Annotated in this window: 13 protein-coding genes; 7 read left to right on the top strand and 6 right to left on the bottom strand. The window is 44.6% G+C overall.

Features of this window, described 5'->3' with window-relative positions; translation table 11 throughout:
* Positions 1-437: 437 nt before the first annotated feature.
* The 4 genes from tolQ (at position 438) to JMX70_RS08345 (ending at position 4,182) form a co-directional block, all read left to right on the top strand.
* Positions 438-1,187 carry a protein TolQ gene (tolQ, locus tag JMX70_RS08330; RefSeq protein ID WP_201591209.1) on the top strand — a complete coding sequence of 250 codons (750 nt, stop codon included), beginning with the start codon at positions 438-440 and terminating at the stop codon, positions 1,185-1,187.
* The gene (gene tolR, locus JMX70_RS08335; protein WP_201591211.1) at positions 1,184-1,642 is read left to right on the top strand and encodes a protein TolR; all 459 of its coding nucleotides are present in this window, start codon (positions 1,184-1,186) and stop codon (positions 1,640-1,642) included. Before tolQ ends, tolR begins: the two co-directional genes overlap by 4 nt.
* Positions 1,643-1,736: 94 nt before the next feature.
* A complete protein-coding gene (locus tag JMX70_RS08340; RefSeq protein WP_201591213.1) occupies positions 1,737-2,756 on the top strand; it encodes a cell envelope integrity protein TolA in 1,020 nt (339 codons plus the stop codon).
* A 133-nt stretch (positions 2,757-2,889) separates the two neighbouring features.
* Positions 2,890-4,182, top strand: coding sequence for a PD40 domain-containing protein (locus tag JMX70_RS08345; protein WP_144296891.1), 1,293 nt, complete (start codon positions 2,890-2,892; stop codon positions 4,180-4,182).
* A 176-nt stretch (positions 4,183-4,358) separates the two neighbouring features.
* Here the strand turns inward: JMX70_RS08345 and JMX70_RS08350 are convergent, their stop codons facing one another.
* The 6 genes from JMX70_RS08350 to JMX70_RS08375 all read right to left on the bottom strand — a co-directional run bounded on the left by JMX70_RS08350 (position 4,359) and on the right by JMX70_RS08375 (position 11,999).
* Positions 4,359-4,991 carry a c-type cytochrome gene (locus tag JMX70_RS08350; RefSeq protein ID WP_191690970.1) on the bottom strand — a complete coding sequence of 211 codons (633 nt, stop codon included), beginning with the start codon at positions 4,989-4,991 and terminating at the stop codon, positions 4,359-4,361.
* Positions 4,992-5,067: 76 nt separating this feature from the next.
* Complete coding sequence (locus tag JMX70_RS08355) at positions 5,068-6,669, bottom strand: flavin monoamine oxidase family protein (protein ID WP_102076755.1); 1,602 nt, start codon at positions 6,667-6,669, stop codon at positions 5,068-5,070.
* A gap of 209 nt (positions 6,670-6,878) precedes the next feature.
* On the bottom strand, positions 6,879-8,333 hold the full coding sequence (locus JMX70_RS08360; RefSeq protein WP_191690947.1) for a cytochrome c: 1,455 nt from the start codon (positions 8,331-8,333) through the stop codon (positions 6,879-6,881).
* A gap of 932 nt (positions 8,334-9,265) precedes the next feature.
* Entirely contained in the window at positions 9,266-9,895 is a 630-nt protein-coding gene (locus JMX70_RS08365; RefSeq protein ID WP_144296889.1) for a flavodoxin family protein, read from the bottom strand.
* Positions 9,896-9,952: 57 nt separating this feature from the next.
* Positions 9,953-10,825 carry a polyphenol oxidase family protein gene (locus JMX70_RS08370; protein ID WP_227671211.1) on the bottom strand — a complete coding sequence of 291 codons (873 nt, stop codon included), beginning with the start codon at positions 10,823-10,825 and terminating at the stop codon, positions 9,953-9,955.
* Positions 10,826-10,916: 91 nt separating this feature from the next.
* The gene (locus JMX70_RS08375) at positions 10,917-11,999 is read right to left on the bottom strand and encodes an RluA family pseudouridine synthase (RefSeq protein WP_201591511.1); all 1,083 of its coding nucleotides are present in this window, start codon (positions 11,997-11,999) and stop codon (positions 10,917-10,919) included.
* Positions 12,000-12,846: 847 nt separating this feature from the next.
* On the opposite strand from JMX70_RS08375, the gene JMX70_RS08380 reads away from it, so the two are divergent.
* From JMX70_RS08380 to rpoD, 3 genes are all read left to right on the top strand, one after another.
* Entirely contained in the window at positions 12,847-14,010 is a 1,164-nt protein-coding gene (locus tag JMX70_RS08380; protein ID WP_201591215.1) for an outer membrane protein assembly factor BamD, read from the top strand.
* A gap of 175 nt (positions 14,011-14,185) precedes the next feature.
* Positions 14,186-16,381 carry a DNA primase gene (locus tag JMX70_RS08385; RefSeq protein WP_201591217.1) on the top strand — a complete coding sequence of 732 codons (2,196 nt, stop codon included), beginning with the start codon at positions 14,186-14,188 and terminating at the stop codon, positions 16,379-16,381.
* A 619-nt stretch (positions 16,382-17,000) separates the two neighbouring features.
* Positions 17,001-18,920 (top strand): RNA polymerase sigma factor RpoD, encoded by a 1,920-nt coding sequence (rpoD, locus tag JMX70_RS08390; protein WP_144296886.1) that lies wholly within the window; start codon positions 17,001-17,003, stop codon positions 18,918-18,920.
* The last annotated feature ends 169 nt before the right edge of the window (positions 18,921-19,089 follow it).

The following is a 19,089-nucleotide window of genomic DNA, read 5'->3' on the forward strand; positions in this document are numbered from 1 at the left end:
TGCTGCGTTTAAATCAAACATATAAAATACACCCAAATTGCGACGATAAATGACGCTTCCAGATTGCGACTGTAAATGACGCTGATACACTAAGGTTAAAGACGATGTTTTTAATCCGTTATCCACACATAATTTGGTAAATACGAACCATCATGAAAAATGACAGCAACAAACCATAACATTCTAGTGAAATTCGCTTAAAATTTCAATGAATGGCGACATCTTCTTAGTATAAGAGTGCAAATTAGTTGACCATATGGACAATATTATGAAATGCTCATGCTGTCATTATTTTTTTCATATATTTATTGAGAGCGATTTATGCACTGCCATTAACATATTATTAATGATATTTGCGTGATTTAGCAGTACACTAACGGGTTGATATAAAACCCCTTATTAGATTAACTATTATTCATTATCCATGAGCCGCTTACATGCCTGAATCCTTAAATATTATCGACCTAATCACCCAAGCCAGTTTATTGGTACAGATTGTGATGGCATTGTTGTTATTAGCGTCATTGCTCAGCTGGGTGATTATTTTTCGTATGAGTGCGCGTCTTGGTACCGCCAGAAATTTTGACCAGCAGTTTGAAACCTGGTTTTGGTCAGGGGAAGATTTGGCAAAGCTGTATCAAGGCGTCCAAGGCTCGCCTGAGCGCCAAGGGCTTGAGCAAATTTTTTATGTTGGGTTCTCTGAATACCTAAGAATGCATAAAAAACGTCAGCCTAAAGACGACATTATTGACGGCGTTGAGCGTAAGCTACGGGTTGGATTGGGTCGTCAGCAGCAATTATTAGAGTCGGGGCTAACGACGCTGGCAAGTATTGGTTCAGTGGCGCCTTATGTCGGTTTATTCGGTACTGTTTGGGGTATTATGAATGCATTTTTGGGACTGTCACAAAGCGAGCAAGCGACCTTAGCGACTGTGGCGCCCGGTATTGCCGAAGCTTTGATTGCCACTGCTATGGGTTTGTTTGCCGCGATCCCTGCGGTATTGGCGTATAACCATTTTACCGCCAAAGCGAGCCGCTTATACGACTCTCGTGCCTTGTTTTGTGACGAGATGACAGGCATGCTACAGCGCGAGACCAATATTGAGATTCCGCAAGCGGGTACGCAAGTAAGCCAAACCAATCAAAGCGTTCAAAATAGCCAAAGTACTCAGGTAACTGGTCTATGAAACAAAGCCCTTATCGCCGTGAGAAAAAAGCGCTAAATGCGGAGATGAACGTCGTTCCTTATATCGACGTCATGCTCGTGCTGCTAGTGATATTTATGGTCACCGCGCCAATGCTGATAACGGGCGTCGATGTTGATTTGCCAAAAGAACAAACCAATACCATCAGTCAAAGCCAGCTACCTGTGATTGTCTCCTTGACCGATAGCGGCGAGATTTTTATCAGTTATGAAAATAACATCGACCTGCCGATTAGTGAGCCGGAACTGATTGATACCTTAACCAACTTACAAAATCAAAATACCGATGCTGGCGCTCAGCCTTTACAAGTGATGATTAACGCTGATAAAAACAATCAGTATGGCGCTATCATGACACTGATGGCAACCTTGCAACAAGCAGGCATCCAAAAGGTAGGACTATTGACAGGTGTACCGTTACCCGCCCCTTCTTTATAATCTGTCTACCCTGCTCTTAGATTAACTTTGATTGGCTCAGCTGGTTATAATAAAGTCGTTCATTTGATAAATATCGTATTTGAGTATCCCAACTATGCGTAATGCGCCCACCGTTTATGTACCGACCGAACCTGAAGGTAACGGGCTGACTTTACCGACACTTTTAAGCTTGTTGGCACACGGTCTTGTGATTGGCATACTGGCTTATACGTATCAAAACATGGAAGTCGAGACCGCAGGTAGCATCGAAACCGTGATGATATCTCCTGAGCAATTGGCTGAGATGCAAGGCGAGATACTAGCCAATCGTGCCGCAGCAGCGAGCGCGATGCCAGCCGATAGCGGTGCAAGTGGCTCAGCAACTAATATGCCAGAAACTAGCTTTGATGACAGCGTCAGCTACGACAATCCAAACGAGCCGATTTCACAGCGCGTGCCTGTTTTTACTCGTTCTGACGAGGCGGTGAACCCTCGCCCGATGCTGATGAGCGAAGAGCAACACCAGCGCCTACTTGAGCAAAATCAAGAATATGAGCGCAATATGGCTGAGTGGGCAGCGCAGTTGGACGAATCTGTACTAGATGAGCATGATCAGGTTGAACAAGAAAGAAGAGCGCAGCTGATAGAAGAGCAAAAAAGGCTGCGAGATTTTCGTAATAAACAAAACAATCCGCCTAAGATTAAACGCCCTACTGCCAATGACAAAAATATAGAAATCAATACGGGCGGCTCAGGTAGCGCAGGACAGACCCTTAGCTTGGGAGATGATGGACAATCAACACTGTCTGGTGACGCCATCACTTCCAGCACTGCAAAAGGTAGCAGTCGCTCGGCATCAACAAGCGGTAGTCGCGGCACCAGTAATAGTGAAATCATCAATTTAATCAAACGCAACTATAATCCGCCGACAGCAGCAAAAGGCTCGACGCAGCGTGCTACCTTGACCATCACAGTCAATGCCAGTGGCGCTGTCGTGAATGTCTCAGCGTCAGGACCTGATAGCGCGGTCAATGAAGCCGCTAAACAAGCGGTGCTCAATACCGGCAGCTTGCCAATTGATGCTAATGACCCCAAATATCCCACTTTTACCATACAGTTTAAAGGCAGTAATTAAGCAGTTGCCCATACACGATATTATTGCTAACGTTACCTTAAGCAACTTGCACCCGCGGCGATATCATTTTAACGTTATCATTGATTTAGTATTTATAAAAAACATTGTTCCCATCTAGGAGTTTGACTTAGTTATGCGCATTCATAAAAAACTATGCCTTTCTTTACTTGCCACTACCTCAAGCTTATTGCTTGCTCCTAGCGTCTTGGCGGCGCCTGTCGTTTTAGAATTGGATTATGAGATTCCGGTACAACAAAGCCAAGTGGCTTTTGTCTCCTTTGCTGGCGATTCTACCTTATCACCGATTATATTAAATGATTTGAGCAAAACTGAGCTAAAAGTAACCAGTCAAAACCTACCGCAGCAGCCGCACAGCAGTAGCGAGTTAGCAGGTACTTTGCCCGTTTGGCAAAGTATGGGCATTCCTTACCTTGTCATCGGTAGCACGCGCAGCAATCGCGGTAAAGTGGTCACCGATTATGAAGTCGTTGAGGTTAAAACCGGACGCGTGCTAGAAGGCAAGCAAACGTTAACCGCTGATAATAATAAAGAAAGCATGCGTTACGCCGCCCACGTGATTTCGGACAAAGTATATGAGCTTATTACCGGTATTCCTGGTGACTTCTCAGGACGCATTGCTTATATCGAAGAAATAGGCATTGGCAAAGAGAAAATCTCGCGCTTAAAGGTTATGGATGCTGACGGCGAAAACGCCAAAACCATCACAGAAGTGGCAGGCTCTATCTTTTCGCCAACTTGGTCACCTGATGGCAATCGCATTGCTTATTCAGTGCAACGCGATAAATCTCACCCTGTTATTTATATTCAAAACGTAAGCGGGGGCGGAGCTACACCATTGACGCCATTCCCAGGTAGCAACCTTAGTCCGTCATTTTCGCCCGATGGTAGCAAAATATTGTTTTCTAGTAGCTTTGAGGGTAGCGCCGATATTTATGAGATGAGCGCTAGTGGCGGTCAACCACGACGTCTGACCAATTGGCCAAGCAGTGAAGTACAACCAAGTTATGCCCCTGATGGCAAATCTTTTGTCTTTGTTAGTGACCGTGCAGGGTTTAACAAACCACGCATTTATCGTTATGAGTTTGGTTCAGGCCGTACCACGCAAGTATCGAATAGTGGCTATGCGACCAGCCCGCAGTTTAGTAGCGATGGCTCGCAAATCGCCTTTTTAAGTGGTCGTTCAGCTGCCATTATGAACAGTAGCGGCGCCATTACTGCGAACTTAGGCGCTACAGGTATCGATGAAGCACCAAGTTTTTCACCGAACGGTAAGCGTGTGGTTTTTGCTTCAAAGCAGGGCGGTAAAGGCGTACTGACTATTAAGTCATTGAACGGCGGCGATGCATTCGGTAAATCTGGTCAAGGTACTATCCGCTCCCCAGTTTGGTCATCTAGTCCTAGATAACTTAGCCATCTTTATTACGTAAAATAAGGTTAGACAGGACTGAATGCTCAAAAATAAAAAAGCGCTCGATAAACATATCGGGCGCTTTTTTATTTTACCAAGAATGATATGATTCTTATATCAGCAATCCACTTTTAAAAGTTATGAGCTGGAATAATAAAAAGCATTATTCATCCCTATTCATCACTTGGATCACTAGCCGGCGGCACAGCGTGTCTCAATTGTTCAACATCTGCGGCGGTGACCGTATCCGTATAACCATTTAAATCAGTGACCACGTACTGCGTGACCGCTGCCATCTGCTCATCATTCATCATATTATGGAACGATGGCATACCGCGAAAGCCATTAATTAAGATATCAATGATGTAATACTTTGACTGCATTTTGCTGTTATTGGCAAGTGGTGGATAATAACCAGCACCATAAGCGCCCTCGCCTTTGTGCATATGACAAGCAGCACAAGAGTCATGGTAGAGTTTTTTGCCATCTGTTGTCACAAAGGCATTTGTCCCCTCGAACTTGGTTTCCCACTCAGCAATACTTGGGTCATTGTCCATAGTAGGAAGCGAGCTGTGATCAACGACATTGACGGCTGGTGCAGTAAGCTCCTCACGACTCATGTAAACGCCGCCCCAGCTACCGGTATTACGGCTTGCTTGATAATCGTCCGTTACGATGGGGTCTTGCTCATGTAGAGTTGCCACCGTTTGTACATCGTCTGATTGTTGACTACAGCCTAAAAGTGCTGCACTACCGGTCGCACCCAACAACATCACAGTCAGCAGTTTAGGGGTCATTTCTCTCATGACTTTTTTATTCACGATTGCCTTCTTTACGATTGCATTGTCCATGATAGCCTCTGAATTTTTATAGTTATTCATATTAACCCAGCATTTTTGCTTTTTTATGTAGGCGCTTGGCGGCATCCATGCCAGATAAAATAGCGCCTTCTTGCCATGCTGGAATGTGTGAGCAATGCTCGCCTGTGAGTACAATACGGTTATCGATACTGCATAAGGTGTCATAATGCTGACGGCGGGTCGACTCATTCCAAATACCATAACAACCCAGTGTCCAAGGAATGCGATGCCAGACCACTGACGTACCTGCGCGGAACTCTTTTGGATACTGCGGGTGAATATACTTACCATAAGCAAGCGCAACATTGATACGCTCTTGCGGGGTTAACGTATTAAATTTATATGAGGTTGGTCCATAACCATAGGCCCCTAATAATACCCCTGTACCGTCTTTAAACATATTTTCTGAAGGATAAGCAATCTGGGCAATCGGCATATCGGTATAGGTCAAGCCGCCATAGATCCACTCGTCTTCTTCCCAAAAGCGGCGATTAAACTCTAAACCTACTTTATAAGAAGTCTCATAAGGTACCGCTGCCATCGCTTGTTTCATCGGCTTTGAAACATTAATATCAAGCTGGGTCAGTACAGTTAGTGGAATATTACAGACACACCAGTCGGCACGGATGGTCTTAGTCGCGCCATCTGGACTGTTGCTGTCGACATAATTGACCGTAACGCCGCTTTCATCTTGATGAATCTTAGTCACTTTGGCATTGAACTCAATCATATCGCGGCATTCACGGGTGAAGGCATCACCGATTTTACCCATACCGCCAACCGGTTGAAACATCGTTGGCTGATGCGCATAGGTCATATGGTTACCATAAATATCGGCCCACATGCCCGAATCTAATATTTCGCTGACCGGTAAAGGCTTTGATGGGGTTTCATCAGGCATCAGGCCACCGCCCGGAAGGACACTATAACCACGATGCTTACTAGTAGCATTGCTGGCGCGGTAGCGGTAGTCTTTATCGAGCACGCCCCAACCTTTTAAGCCTTCAAGTAGTTTTTCTTTATCTTCTTTATTGACCGAACGATCCAAACCGCCAACATTCACCGCTTTTGACAATAATTCTGCTACGTGTCCTTGGATGTCGTTTTTTACATCACCTAAGCGCTGCGGCACACCATTGAAATGAGTACTACGGTGCAAATAAGCGCGGTCGTTGGTTTGAATAAAGGGTTGCATCTCAACGCCAAACTGTTTGCAGTAATGGAAAACGGCATAGTGATGACTTGGTAGACGCCATGGTCCACCATTAAAATAGTTGCCCTCTTCAAAATCACAAGTAACTTCTTCGCCGCCAAGCTCGGTATACCTATCGCCACTATTCAGCGTCCAACTACGACCGCCGCCACGATTTTGGAACTCGAGGACTTTGACGTCATAGCCAGCTTTACGCAGCTCATACGCCGCGGTCAGTCCGCCAAGACCGGCACCTAAAACGATGATGCTAGCACCGGGAGGCGCCCCTTTTAAGTCCATCGTTTCTTTAAAGCTTGATTCTGAGGCAAATCCTAACGTCGTCATCGCCTGATACATGGCGGTCGCGCCCGCTGTTTTACCAATCATCGAGAGCAGTTGGCGCCGCGTTGGTGATTGAAGCATGTCTTTCATAATAATATCCTTAAAGTAGACGTTCGTACATAACCGTAGGCACTTGTTCTATTTCTAGTAATAAACGCTTATATCATTTATAAGTCTTTGTAATTTGATCAGCTTGGCTTAACTCTGCGCTTATTTGCCAAGCTGTCATGCCCTACCGTTTTGCCGTTAATCCTTGTCTGGTAATAAATTCTAAACCCGTTGCAACTGATAAACTATGATTAACGGCGGCGTCTAGAACGTAAAATGGCTCGCACAATAAATATAATAATCAGTATCGCCACAATGATTCCGACAATCGCTAATAAGCCTGCGTACTTAATTAAAAAAGGCTTTTCGACGCCTATAGACGCGATGCGCTCAATATCAGCGGCACTGACCTCGCTGTTTGCATGACCGCCAAAGCTAGTACGGACGTAGTTAGTGATACCCGCAATCTGCTCACTGCTGAGCTCTTCTGAAAATCCTGGCATGATAGGCGAAGTATTGGTCGCACTCTCTACCCCATGCAAAATCATATTAACGAGAGCGTCAGGCTTTTCGCGGCGCAGACTGCTCAGTCCAACGATAGGCGCGTAACGCGCGTCAGGCTGACCATAACCATCAACACCATGACAGCTACCACAAACGGCTAAATATAACGCTTCTGGTGAGTTACTACCGTTACTTACTTCTGACTTTGCTTGCGCCAAGTAGTCTTTTTGCGCCAGTAAGTCATGCGTGATAGATTCGTTCACAGGCGTTGGCAGGCGCGCCACATTGACGCTATTGACCTTGTCTTCTGTTTGGATAGCGGGTATGGCTTTTAGATAAGAGGCAATCGCGCTCAAATCTTCATTTTTCAGATAACGCGTACTGTGCGCAACTGCTTCACCCATTGGCCCACCTGCATAGGCGCGTTGGTCAAGCTCACCGGTGCGTAGATACGTGATAATATCTTGCTCGCTCCAACTGCCAATACCGCTCGACTCGTCAGGCGTGATGTTCGGCGCATGCCAATTACCAAGCGACGCGCCTGATAAATACATTTTTTTATCAAAGCCCATGGTGCTGTTACGCGGCGTATGACAAGTGCCGCAATGCTCGAGATTATTGACCAGATACTCGCCACGTTTTTGGGTCTCATTTAGACCGTCGCGCTTTTCAGTAGAGGGTATATTGAGCAGATTCCAGCCGATCATTAAGCTACGGAAATTAAAGGGAAAAGGTAATTTGGTTTCTTGCTTAGGCGCTTCATCGACAGCCGGTACGGTTTGTAGATAAGCAAACAAGGCACTAATATCCTCTTCTTTCATTCCGCTATAAGAAGGATAAGGCATGGCAGGATACAGCATATGGTCTGGCGCTCGGCCTTTTTGTAAAGCGTTCTTTAAATCTGCTTCGGTATAATTGCCGATACCGTAACGTTTAGAAGGGGTAATATTGGTTGAATAAATTTTCCCCATAGGGGTTTCAATCGCTGTGCCGCCCGTATAATTCTCACCGTGACAAGCCATACAGTCAGCAGCGCGAGCGATATAAGCACCGCGGTTGACAAGCTCACTATTGGCGGGGCTTACATTAGGTAAGCTAGCATCGGGTAAATTGGCATTAGGAAGGTTAGCACCTTCAGCCATCGCGGCGCTGGAGGTAATACCAATGACAAGCATCGATAACATCACAGAAAGTGGCTTCATAATATCCTCATATAGCTGGCACCTAGGGTGTTGTAATTATTATTAGAACGATTGGTCAGGATAAGACATTTGATATTGAGTAAAATGATTTAAATAACGTCAGTACTCAACGGATAATCCATTACGTGATTTAGCAAATCGTCCAGTAAAATGCTTAATAAAGTGGCGTAATAAAACAACTTAATAGAGATAGTTTCTAAAAAATGTCTCCTCACCCCACTAATGTAAAACTATTTCGCCACTATTACTTAAATAGTAACTCATTCACCGCACACTTTTACAAAAGTTAAAAAACTTCTTAAGAGATTTAATTTATATTTAATCACTATATATTTTCATATTATAAATTTGAGAAAGATGATTAATCCTTTAAAAAACAATTACTAAACCTAGAAAATTTATTAAATCCATTATTAACGCGTGGATATAAATCGCTATATATAGCAAAAAACGACTTCTGCACTTGTTATTACAGGTTTTAAGCGTACATAATGGATACATAGCGGCCGTTTGTCATCCACCTTGCATTCCAAATAAGCGTTGCCCTACTCGCAAAAACCCTTTTGACTGATGCAGCATTTTATTTATGATAAGTGCTGTTTAATATCGCCAACCATTGCCATGTTGCCAATAACGCTCGAGATGTCCTTATGAAATCACTCTTCTTTATATTTACGTTGGCAGCGACAATCCCTGTGACAGGTTGCCAATCTTTTCAGTTTGTCGAAAGTCCGATACCTGTTAAAACTGTTTCTTCTAAAAGGGTGTCTTCTAAAACGCTTATTGTGGAAAATTTATCCAACGCGCGCCGACCCTCTAACGCTGTTCCCCCTCAAATCCCTTCTACTATAAATAATGGCCAATAAAAAAAGCAGCTATCGGTTTGATAGCTGCTTTTTTTATTATGAATCGAGAACACGCCTTAGTTAATTCTAATCTTCTGCAATGACTATCTGCTGTTTAGGTTGACGCTTGATAATAGTCTTAGCCAAATGATCGCCAAACCAAATGGCGGTATCAATATCGCCTGCGCCAGGCGTGACGTCAGGCGGTCCATCTAGCGACTGCGTCATCAAGCCCAAAAAGCTCGAAAGACGATTTAAATCATGCGCTTCATGTCCTGTTGGCATCAGTGGTAAACCGATCCAATTCATTCCGTGCTGCATGGCATAAAGACAAATCTGTTGCAGGACGGCAAGCTTATCACCGCTCAGACCGCCCGAATTGGCAAAACCTGCAGCCCACTTGCCTTCCCATTTACGGTGATACCAACGCTTAGAGGTCTCATCCATAAAAGTCTTAAAGCCTGCGGTCACGCTGCCCATATACACGGCACTACCAAACACCAATAAATCCGCCTGATCGACAAAATCCCAATCAACGTCATGCACATCGACCGCTTTAACCTGCGAATCTGGTAATTGTTGACGCGCGCCCGTCACCACTGCTTCGGCAACGCGTTTGGTATGCCCATAATTACTATGATAAATGACCGCCATTGAGACGCTAGTGAGATTGTTCTCATGCTCTAAAATGGCAGGCTGTGTGTCAGGTGTATTCATACGAACTCTAATAATGACAATTAAAAATGAAATAAAAATAGAAGCTCAAGAGCTGAATCAAGCCAACTCTCTAGAAGCGCTACGGGTAATAATCAATGCCATACGTCCGGTTGCAGGCTGGCCAAGATGCGTTTGACGTCGATAAGAATAATAATGCGAATCCGCATAGCTGCAAGGTATTTCGGATTGATTGCTAACGGTAATGCCTGCTGCACTTAATTGGTCAGCGGCAAGCTTTGGTAGGTTCAGTTTAATCTTGTCCGCTACAGATGCTAAGACATAACGCTGTTCAAAGCTCTCAAGATGCTGTGATGACAAGGCTTTATTATCTATACAGCCTGCCAGCAGCTTATTTCGTACTTGGCTGCCGACTTCATAATTTTCTTGACTGATACAGACGCCAATCCATGCCGTGATTGGTTTATCATCATCAAAGCGCTCGGCGGTTGCCTTTATGACGCCGCACGCCAGCCCTTGCCAGCCTGCATGGATAGCAGCTATCTGCCCCGTTGCGGGCTGGTATAAAACAATCGGTACGCAATCGGCGGTCATAATCGCAAGCCCCAAGTCCGCCTGTTGACTGACCATGGCATCGGCGTCTAGCGGTCGCATAAGGAGCGCCGTCGCATCGACATCATAAATCTGCTGCCCATGAACTTGATTGAGCCAGTGCAAGCTATTGATTGGCGCACGCTGCCCCGCCGCTAATTGCTCATTAATCGCCGTTAATAGACGCATACGATTGTTTAAGACTGTTTTGGCGTTATCATTGACATGCAAGCCTAAATTTAGCGCACCATAATTTGCCTGATTATCTACCTCATTAGCCGCTTCACTATCATCGCTGCTAAAAGCTGCCGTTTGAAAAACCGTCACGTCATCAAGCTGAGTAACTAAGGTGACAGGCAGATTGTTTGTTATGTTAGGCATGGTCAGTGCACCAGTCTTATCGTTATTATTAGAGCATTACAGCCAGATTGTTACCAGACTAATATCATTATTTAATAGAGCTCATCAAATTTTATTCTTCGTCATAACCTTCGCTTAATACCGCCATCAATTGCTGCATGTCTTCAGGAATTGGCGTGGTAACTTCGATATCTTCACCAGTCGTTGGATGCACGAAACCTAAAGTATAAGCATGCAATGCTTGACGCGGGAAATTATTAATCGCTTGACGCTGCGCTTCTGTTAAGCCTGCTCGCAATTGACGACGCCCACCGTAGACGCGGTCACCGACTATCGGATAGGTAATATGGCTGAGATGCACACGAATCTGATGCGTACGCCCCGTTTCAAGACCGACATCTAATAGGCAATAGTTATCGTTCAGCGGTGTGACATTCAATAAATGCGTCACCGCTTCACGCCCTGCTGTCATCACCGTCATTTTGGTACGTTGATTGCGATGGCGCCCAATCGGCGCGTCAATACGGCGATGACGCAGTAAACTTGCCGCATCCCCTGCGACCACACACTGGTAATGACGATAGACAGATTTGTCCTTTAACTGCTCCATTAAAGCCATTTGCGCAGGCTTGGTTTTACCAATTAACAGCAGTCCTGAGGTGTCTTTGTCAATGCGGTGTACCAATCCAGCACGCGGCAAGTGGTGCTGCTGCGGATAATGATAGAGAAGCGCATTGACCAAAGTGCCCGTCTGATTGCCAGCGCCCGGATGGACAACCATACCGACAGGTTTGTTAATCACTAAGACATCATCATCTTCATAGACAACTTCGATATCGATATTTTCTGGCTGATCTTCGCTATGCTGCTGCAGTGTCGTCGATAAATGCAAGACATCACCAGCTTTGACACGGATTTTCGGTTTTTGTACCGTCCCGTTATACAGTAAGCTGCCATCAGTAATCCAGCCTTGCAGCTGGGCACGCGAGAAATCGGCAAATACTTTTGATGCCAGTTTATCAATACGTAAGCCCGCTTCGTCTTCTATGACGGTATGGGTGACATCAATAACGACCGGAACCGCTTGCCCAGCGACTACGACTGAATCCTCACTGTATTCATCTTCATCTTCATCTTCATCTTCATCGTCGACAATATCGTCAGCGACCAACTCATCAAACTCATCATTGGACATATCCGGCGTTTGCTCATCAAGCGCACGCTGATGGTCATTTAATAATTCATTTGGCATTGGTAACTCTTGTGCTGACATATCGGTATCTAACGGTTGTTTCTTAGGGAAATTGGTCGTCATAGCATCATTATTCATAGCGGATTGATATAGGGTAAAGTCGCTTACAGCTTTATAAGCCGACTTCATAAGGAAACGAGATAAGAAAGTGGACTGGCGTTCACAGACCAGCAAAAATAAGGACGGTCGAAAAAAGCAGCAGTCATATCGTCATAGTGTAACATGCCAAGCGCTTATGCCCTACAGAAGCTGCGCGTTATCTGCGTTTTTATCGTTACCATTTTTCCAAAGGTAGTGAGCCGTGATGAAAATTAAGTCGCTAGCCGATGGTGACTATTTAGCAGATTAACTCTCTAAAATATGACATGGCTGTAATTTACTGTATATTTATCCTTGTCAGCCATATTCAATATCGCTCGTGACGACGGCTCATGCTAAACTACAGACCGAAGCCAACATACATAAAGCATTAGCCCTTTAACTACAAAATAGATAACGAAAAAATAGACGAAGCAGGCGTTATTCTATAAAGTAAGCGTTGTTTTGCTGTATGCTATGGCACTGATTTTTTAAAATAAGAACTTTTAAAATAATTTATTTTATTAATATTGGCAAAACTGCATTTGATAAAACGATGTGGATAATAAGTGCGCTAATTGCTAGCGCTTACTTAGTAGCAGACCCTTAATGGATGCCGCCAGCATCGTTTTTTATTATTAGCCTTATTACCCTTTTATAATTTAGCCTAATAGCGTCGCTGCTATTACGCGTCTTGTGTCGGAGAAGAAGTATGCAAGCTGTTGGCAATACGTTTATCAAACTGTCCTCAATCACCTTACTGGCGTTAAGCGTCAACTTGGTGGGTTGTCAAACGTTTAAAAACCTAACTGGCGGTAAAGACGTGGATGCGGTTGCCACTGCTGAGAAGTCTGAGCAAGGTTATTATAACGACGCCATCGCTCAGATTGATAAGGGTCGCTATACACAAGCTATCGAAGATTTGAACAATCTGCGCACTTTTTATCCAACGGGACAATATGCCGAACAAGCCTTGCTTGACGTGATGTACGCCCAATATGAAAGTGGAAAGTTCGAGGCGGCTGCGGCCAGTGCGGAGCAATTTATCAGCCTATATCCTTCTAATCCGCAAGTCAGCTATGCTTACTACGTGCGCGGCGTGGCCAATATGCAAGGCTCATCAGAAGGTCTAAAATTGTTTAAGCTCAATCAAGCTGAGCGTGATACTGCGTATTTGCGTATTGCCTTTGCCAACTTCCAAGAGCTTATCAATAAATACCCAAACAGTCCTTACGCGCCCGATGCTGCTCAGCGTATGACCTTTATCTATAATCAGTTTGCCGAAAGCGAGATGAGTGCAGCCAACTGGTATGTCGAGCGCGAAGCCTATGTCGCTGCGGTCAACCGTGCTAAATGGGTATTCCAATATTATCCATTAAGTGAATCTGTGCCTGATGCCCTCGCCATATTGGCTTATAGCCATGAAAAGCTCGGTCTTAATGACTTAGCAAATGAGTATAAAACACTATTGCAAATCAACTATCCAAACATGCTCAGCGCTGATGGACGCGTCAAACTCAACACCAAACGTGAGCGTACTTTATTTAATAAACTCACCTTTGGGCAATTAAACCGTTTTAATAAAGATACCTCGGTTGCAACAGGCAACTACAGCGGGGCTACCAAAACCCAAGTGATTCGCAATGCCAATCAATTAAGATTACCAAGTGATAATGCGGCAGCAGCGAATGCTAACGCACCGTTAAATATGTCTCCTAAGCGTGCCAATAGCGGTATCAATGTAGGCTTAGGTTTGCCTGAAGCATCGACTGAGCGCGTGACGAGCCAATCGAGCACTGGCGATACTGCTAGAGAAGCCGAGGTCGACCCACAAAACATGAACCCTGTACGCCGTACCACGTTACCTGCTGAGTAAATTGATACGGCTCGCGTCTATTTTAGACGCTTAGTACCTATCATCAAAAATAAGGTCAACATTCTGTTGGCCTTATTTTTCTGTTTTTACTTATTATAATTTTTATCTACTGTCAGTTTTTTGTAGCTGATTGTCGATACTTAATGTAATTGACCTATGGTAAACTGTTTTTTGTATGAGCATTCCTAACCATATTCTCGAACAATTAAATAGCCAAGCTGACTTAATCAGTATCATTGGGCGTCATACCACGCTCAAACGTGCGGGCAGTGAATACAAAGGCTGCTGCCCGTTCCATGGTGAAAAGTCACCATCGTTTTATGTCAATCCACAAAAAAACATCTACCACTGCTTTGGCTGTAGCGTTGGTGGTAATGCCATCAGTTTTTTACGTGACTATGAAAACCTAACCTTTATCGAAGCGGTTAATGAGCTGTCCAAACAAACGGGCATTGAAGTCCCAAAAGACGAGCAGCAAAACGTTAGCTATCAGCGCGCGCCCGTTAAACCAAAAGCTAAGCCGGCAACCAAGCCAAGACTCGCTATTCAGCCAACAACATCGGCAGCGGCAGCGGCAACGCAACCGCAAGCGTTTCATAGCCAGCCCGTAGCTGACAATTTAACGTCCACAAACTTGCCAACTGCTGATATGCAGCCGCCAACTTATAATGATAATTATGAAAATTATTCGCCATTAGACGCGTATGATTCGATGCCTTATACAGCCGATGACTATAATACCCATTATCAAGGTGCTAACGATCAAGACGATAATAGTTATCCGCCTGCATGGTTGACTGGTGGTAGTGGCGCTGCTGATACAACTGCTCTTTATGATGAAACTAGCGTCTCTGATAAAGATGGCAACCTGTACGAGCTATTAGAGCAAATCCAGCAATTTTATCAGCATAATCTCACCACTCATCCGCATGCCAAGCATTACTTTTTATCGCGCGGTATTACTGAAGACATTTTTGAGGCTTTTGGTCTCGGCTATGCGCCCTTTGGTTGGCAGCATCTTGAGCATCAATTCCCGCAAGATATCGAGGGACTTAAAGCTTTAGGCTTGGTACGAAAGTCAGAATCTGGGCGCGATTACGACCTACTGCGTGACAGAGTGATTTTCCCGATTCGCGATAACCAAGGTCGCACCATTGGTTTTGGCGGTCGCGCGCTTGATGATGAGGTAAAACCTAAATATATCAACTCGTCCGACTCACCCGTTTTTCATAAGCAGCACGTCTTATACGGCTACTATGAATCTCGCCAGCAGCGCGCTGATAACTGGTTAGTGGTCGAAGGCTATATGGATGTCATTGCCTTGTATCAAGCGGGCATTTATGGTGCGGTGGCGTCGATGGGCACAGCGATTAATGAGAGCCAGATATCACGGCTGTTGACATTAAACCCTACCCTGACATTGAGTTTCGATGGGGATAGCGCAGGGCAAAAAGCCGCTTGGCGTACGCTTGAAGTGGCGCTGCCTGTGCTTGGTGATGATAAAGAGCTGCGGTTTTTAACCTTACCAAATAATCATGATCCTGATACTTTTATCAAAAGTCAGGGCGCGGACGCCATGCGCGAGCAAATTGCCAATGCCATGCCGCTATCGCAGTATATATTTGCTTATTTGAGTGAGCGTTATGATCTAAGTCTGGTCGAAGGCAAAGCCAAGCTGATGTCACAAGTGCGCGCCTTGACCACTGCCCTGCCGAAAGGTAGCAGCTTTCGTTATTTGCTCAATAATGATATTTATCAAAAGCTTGGCGGCAGGCGCAATCAAAACAAAGACGCAAGAGATGCGCTGTTAGATTTCGATGGTGAGATGACCATCAGTCAGCAGCTGCAGCTGTGTTTTTTATTCCAGCCGCGCACCTTAATCGATGACCCTATCGAAGCCATTTGGCAGCAGGCAGGTATTCATGAGCTGCTGCTACCAGCGCATATTAAACAAAAAGCCTCGGCCGATATTCTGCGCCCGCTAGCATGGGAAGATTTGCAAGATAATGCCTTGCTCGATATCGTCAGCACCATTAAGCGCTGTCTTAATTATCTGCCAAAAGACGCCAATGCTGCGGCGCACTTTATTTTATCGAATGTCAAACCGAGCACCCAAGAAACGCTTAGCGGTGATTGGGGCGCTTTTTATAAAGCCCTTACTGCTCGTAATATCTTAAGTTTAGATGGCTTGGTCGAAGAGCTGGTCAGTCAACTTCTTGAACGCCACATGAAGAAAAAAATTCAAGACTTGGTAAAAAACCCAGACAACATAAAACTGGCAATTGTCCGTAAGCAATCACAGTTATTGAATGATTGGCTACGCGAACAGCACGCGGAACGCTCAGCACAAATGGCCACGGTGAAATCTTAATAGCTAGGCAAAACTTTATTTATCATCGGTAGCCCTTTAAAAGCACAGCCATTGCCCCCACTATTAATGATTATGCCCAGTTGCATATTGAGCGCCAAAGCAAGCACTGGTTAAAAAATGATAAAAATGTCATGGCTAAGAAATAATCATCAATACAGATAATAAATGCCTGCGAGATTCACTAGCTTGTGCTTGATGAGCCTGGTCTGTGTTAAACTGTGTCGCTGTATATTTCTAGCCCGATTTAATAGATGACAATACGCCCATATTATTGAGTAGCATTTTTGGTGCAAGCGCAATTTTAGCGAACAACTTTTAAAGCGTTTTTTAGACTATTCATTTTAAATGCTTTTAGATTTTAAATCGCCATTTTAAGCAAGTTTAAGTAACGGTATTTTTTAGGTAAGCGTGTTTTGACGTATTTATGCAGGAACAGTTTTTAGCGGTTTTTTAGTATTGTAATTGTCGTATTTTGAGCCTTTATTCATATCCACTCATTTTTGTTATTATTGACAACCTTTACGCCATATTTTGATGAATCGATTGATTATATCAACGCACCCCGTAAGCGATAGCGAGTCACAATATAAAAATGTCCGATACAAGCAAGCGAGTATTTATGAACGATAAGTCAGTTTCTAAGTCCACATCTCAACTGGCCACCTTAATCCAAATGGGTAAAGAGCAAGGGTATTTGACCTATGCCGAGGTGAATGACCAACTGCCCGACTCTATTACTGAAAGTGATCAGATTGAAGATATCGTGCAAATGCTAACGGACGTTGGCATTAAAATTTTTGAATCTGCGCCCGACGCCGATGACATCTTGATGAACGATGATTCAAGCGATGATGACATGGCAGCCGATGAGGCCGCAGCAGTATTGGCTTCGGTTGAGACCGAACCGGGACGCACCACTGACCCTGTACGTATGTATATGCGCGAGATGGGTACGGTTGACCTTTTGACCCGCGAAGGCGAGATTGCCATTGCTAAGCGTATCGAAGAAGGTATTCGTGATGTGCAACATGCCATGGCCTACTGGCCGGGTACGGTACAGTTTGTCCTTGATGAGTACGAAAAAGTACAAGATGGCGAGAAAAAACTGTCTGACGTTATCACAGGATTTTTAGACCCTGAAACCGAAGAAGATAAGATCGCCGCGCAAGAAGCCAAAGATGCTGCTAAAGAAGAGCGCGAGCGTATCAAAGAAGAAAAAGAAAATCCGCCTGTCATCAAAGCAAAAGCCAATGCCAAATTGGCGCTTGACGATGATGATGAAGACGAAGAAGAGGTTGAAGAAGAAGCCGAAGAAGAAACCGGCGGCATCGACCCAGAAGAAGTTCGTCTGCGTTTAGAAGAAATTGAACATCTATTTATCAAAGCCAAGCAAGCCTTGCTTGATTATGGTCGTGGTAGCGTAGAAGCTGAAGCGGCTTACGCCCTACTTGCTGAGCGCTTTATGATGCTCAAACTCAATAATCGCTTGTCAGACCAAGTCATGGCAATCATGCATGATGTCTATGATGATGTGCGTAAGCATGAGCGTCAAATCATGCGTTTGGTAATTCGCCGTGGCCGTATGCCGCGTGACGAGTTCCGTAAGACATTCCCAAGCAATGAAACCAACGTCGATTGGCTGATTGAACGTATTAAAGGTAAGCCTGCGTTTGCCGGTACGCTAGAAAAAGTCGCCGACGATGTGATTTTATTGCAGCGCCGCATTCGTGACTACGAGCAGCAGCTCGATATGAAAATCCACGATATGAAAGACGTCGCACGCCGTATGGCTGTCGGTGAAGCTAAAGCACGCCGCGCCAAAAAAGAAATGGTCGAAGCTAACTTACGTCTTGTTATCTCTATCGCTAAAAAATATACCAACCGTGGTCTGCAATTCTTGGACTTAATCCAAGAAGGTAACATCGGTCTGATGAAAGCGGTCGATAAATTTGAATATCGCCGTGGTTATAAGTTCTCAACTTATGCGACATGGTGGATTCGTCAGGCAATCACCCGCTCTATCGCTGACCAAGCGCGCACCATTCGTATCCCTGTGCATATGATTGAGACTATTAATAAGATAAACCGTGTCTCTCGTCAGTTGCTACAAGAAATGGGACGTGAGCCTACACCTGAGGAATTGGGCGAACGCTTAGAGATGGACGAAGTCAAAGTCCGCAAAGTGCTCAAAATTGCCAAAGAGCCTATCTCAATGGAAACGCCAATCGGTGATGATGAAGATTCGCACCTAGGTGATTTTATCGAAGATGGTACAATTTCAAGCCCAGTTGACGATGCGACGGCAGCTGGTCTACAAGAGGCCACGCGTGATGTCTTGAGCAATCTGACTGAGCGTGAAGCACGCGTGCTTAAAATGCGCTTTGGTATCGATATGCCAACCGATCACACGTTAGAGGAAGTCGGTAAGCAGTTTGATGTCACGCGTGAACGTATCCGTCAGATCGAAGCAAAAGCGCTACGTAAATTGCGTCATCCTTCACGTTCTGAGCATCTGCGCTCGTTCTTAGAAAATGACTAATTTATCTAGACAAAATTCATTGTCTAAAAATTTCTTAAAATTACATCAAAAAAGCTGAGCATGTCTCAGCTTTTTTGTGCCCGTTATTTGATGGCGGTTATTTAATAGCTATTAGCTTATGCTATTAACTTATCTAATCAAAATATCCTAAAAACGCTGCGTTATTGCT

The organism is Psychrobacter pulmonis, from assembly GCF_904846465.1.
Taxonomy (GTDB): Bacteria; Pseudomonadota; Gammaproteobacteria; order Pseudomonadales; family Moraxellaceae; genus Psychrobacter; species Psychrobacter faecalis.

What these genes read in the sequence shown, in the direction of transcription:
- tolQ (WP_201591209.1), top strand. Translation starts at nt 438, where the DNA reads ATGCCTGAATCCTTAAATATTATCGACCTAATCACCCAAGCCAGTTTA.
- tolR (WP_201591211.1), top strand. Translation starts at nt 1,184, where the DNA reads ATGAAACAAAGCCCTTATCGCCGTGAGAAAAAAGCGCTAAATGCGGAG.
- JMX70_RS08340 (WP_201591213.1), top strand. Translation starts at nt 1,737, where the DNA reads ATGCGTAATGCGCCCACCGTTTATGTACCGACCGAACCTGAAGGTAAC.
- JMX70_RS08345 (WP_144296891.1), top strand. Translation starts at nt 2,890, where the DNA reads ATGCGCATTCATAAAAAACTATGCCTTTCTTTACTTGCCACTACCTCA.
- JMX70_RS08350 (WP_191690970.1), bottom strand. Translation starts at nt 4,991, where the DNA reads ATGAGAGAAATGACCCCTAAACTGCTGACTGTGATGTTGTTGGGTGCG.
- JMX70_RS08355 (WP_102076755.1), bottom strand. Translation starts at nt 6,669, where the DNA reads ATGAAAGACATGCTTCAATCACCAACGCGGCGCCAACTGCTCTCGATG.
- JMX70_RS08360 (WP_191690947.1), bottom strand. Translation starts at nt 8,333, where the DNA reads ATGAAGCCACTTTCTGTGATGTTATCGATGCTTGTCATTGGTATTACC.
- JMX70_RS08365 (WP_144296889.1), bottom strand. Translation starts at nt 9,895, where the DNA reads ATGAATACACCTGACACACAGCCTGCCATTTTAGAGCATGAGAACAAT.
- JMX70_RS08370 (WP_227671211.1), bottom strand. Translation starts at nt 10,825, where the DNA reads ATGCCTAACATAACAAACAATCTGCCTGTCACCTTAGTTACTCAGCTT.
- JMX70_RS08375 (WP_201591511.1), bottom strand. Translation starts at nt 11,999, where the DNA reads ATGTCCAATGATGAGTTTGATGAGTTGGTCGCTGACGATATTGTCGAC.
- JMX70_RS08380 (WP_201591215.1), top strand. Translation starts at nt 12,847, where the DNA reads ATGCAAGCTGTTGGCAATACGTTTATCAAACTGTCCTCAATCACCTTA.
- JMX70_RS08385 (WP_201591217.1), top strand. Translation starts at nt 14,186, where the DNA reads ATGAGCATTCCTAACCATATTCTCGAACAATTAAATAGCCAAGCTGAC.
- rpoD (WP_144296886.1), top strand. Translation starts at nt 17,001, where the DNA reads ATGAACGATAAGTCAGTTTCTAAGTCCACATCTCAACTGGCCACCTTA.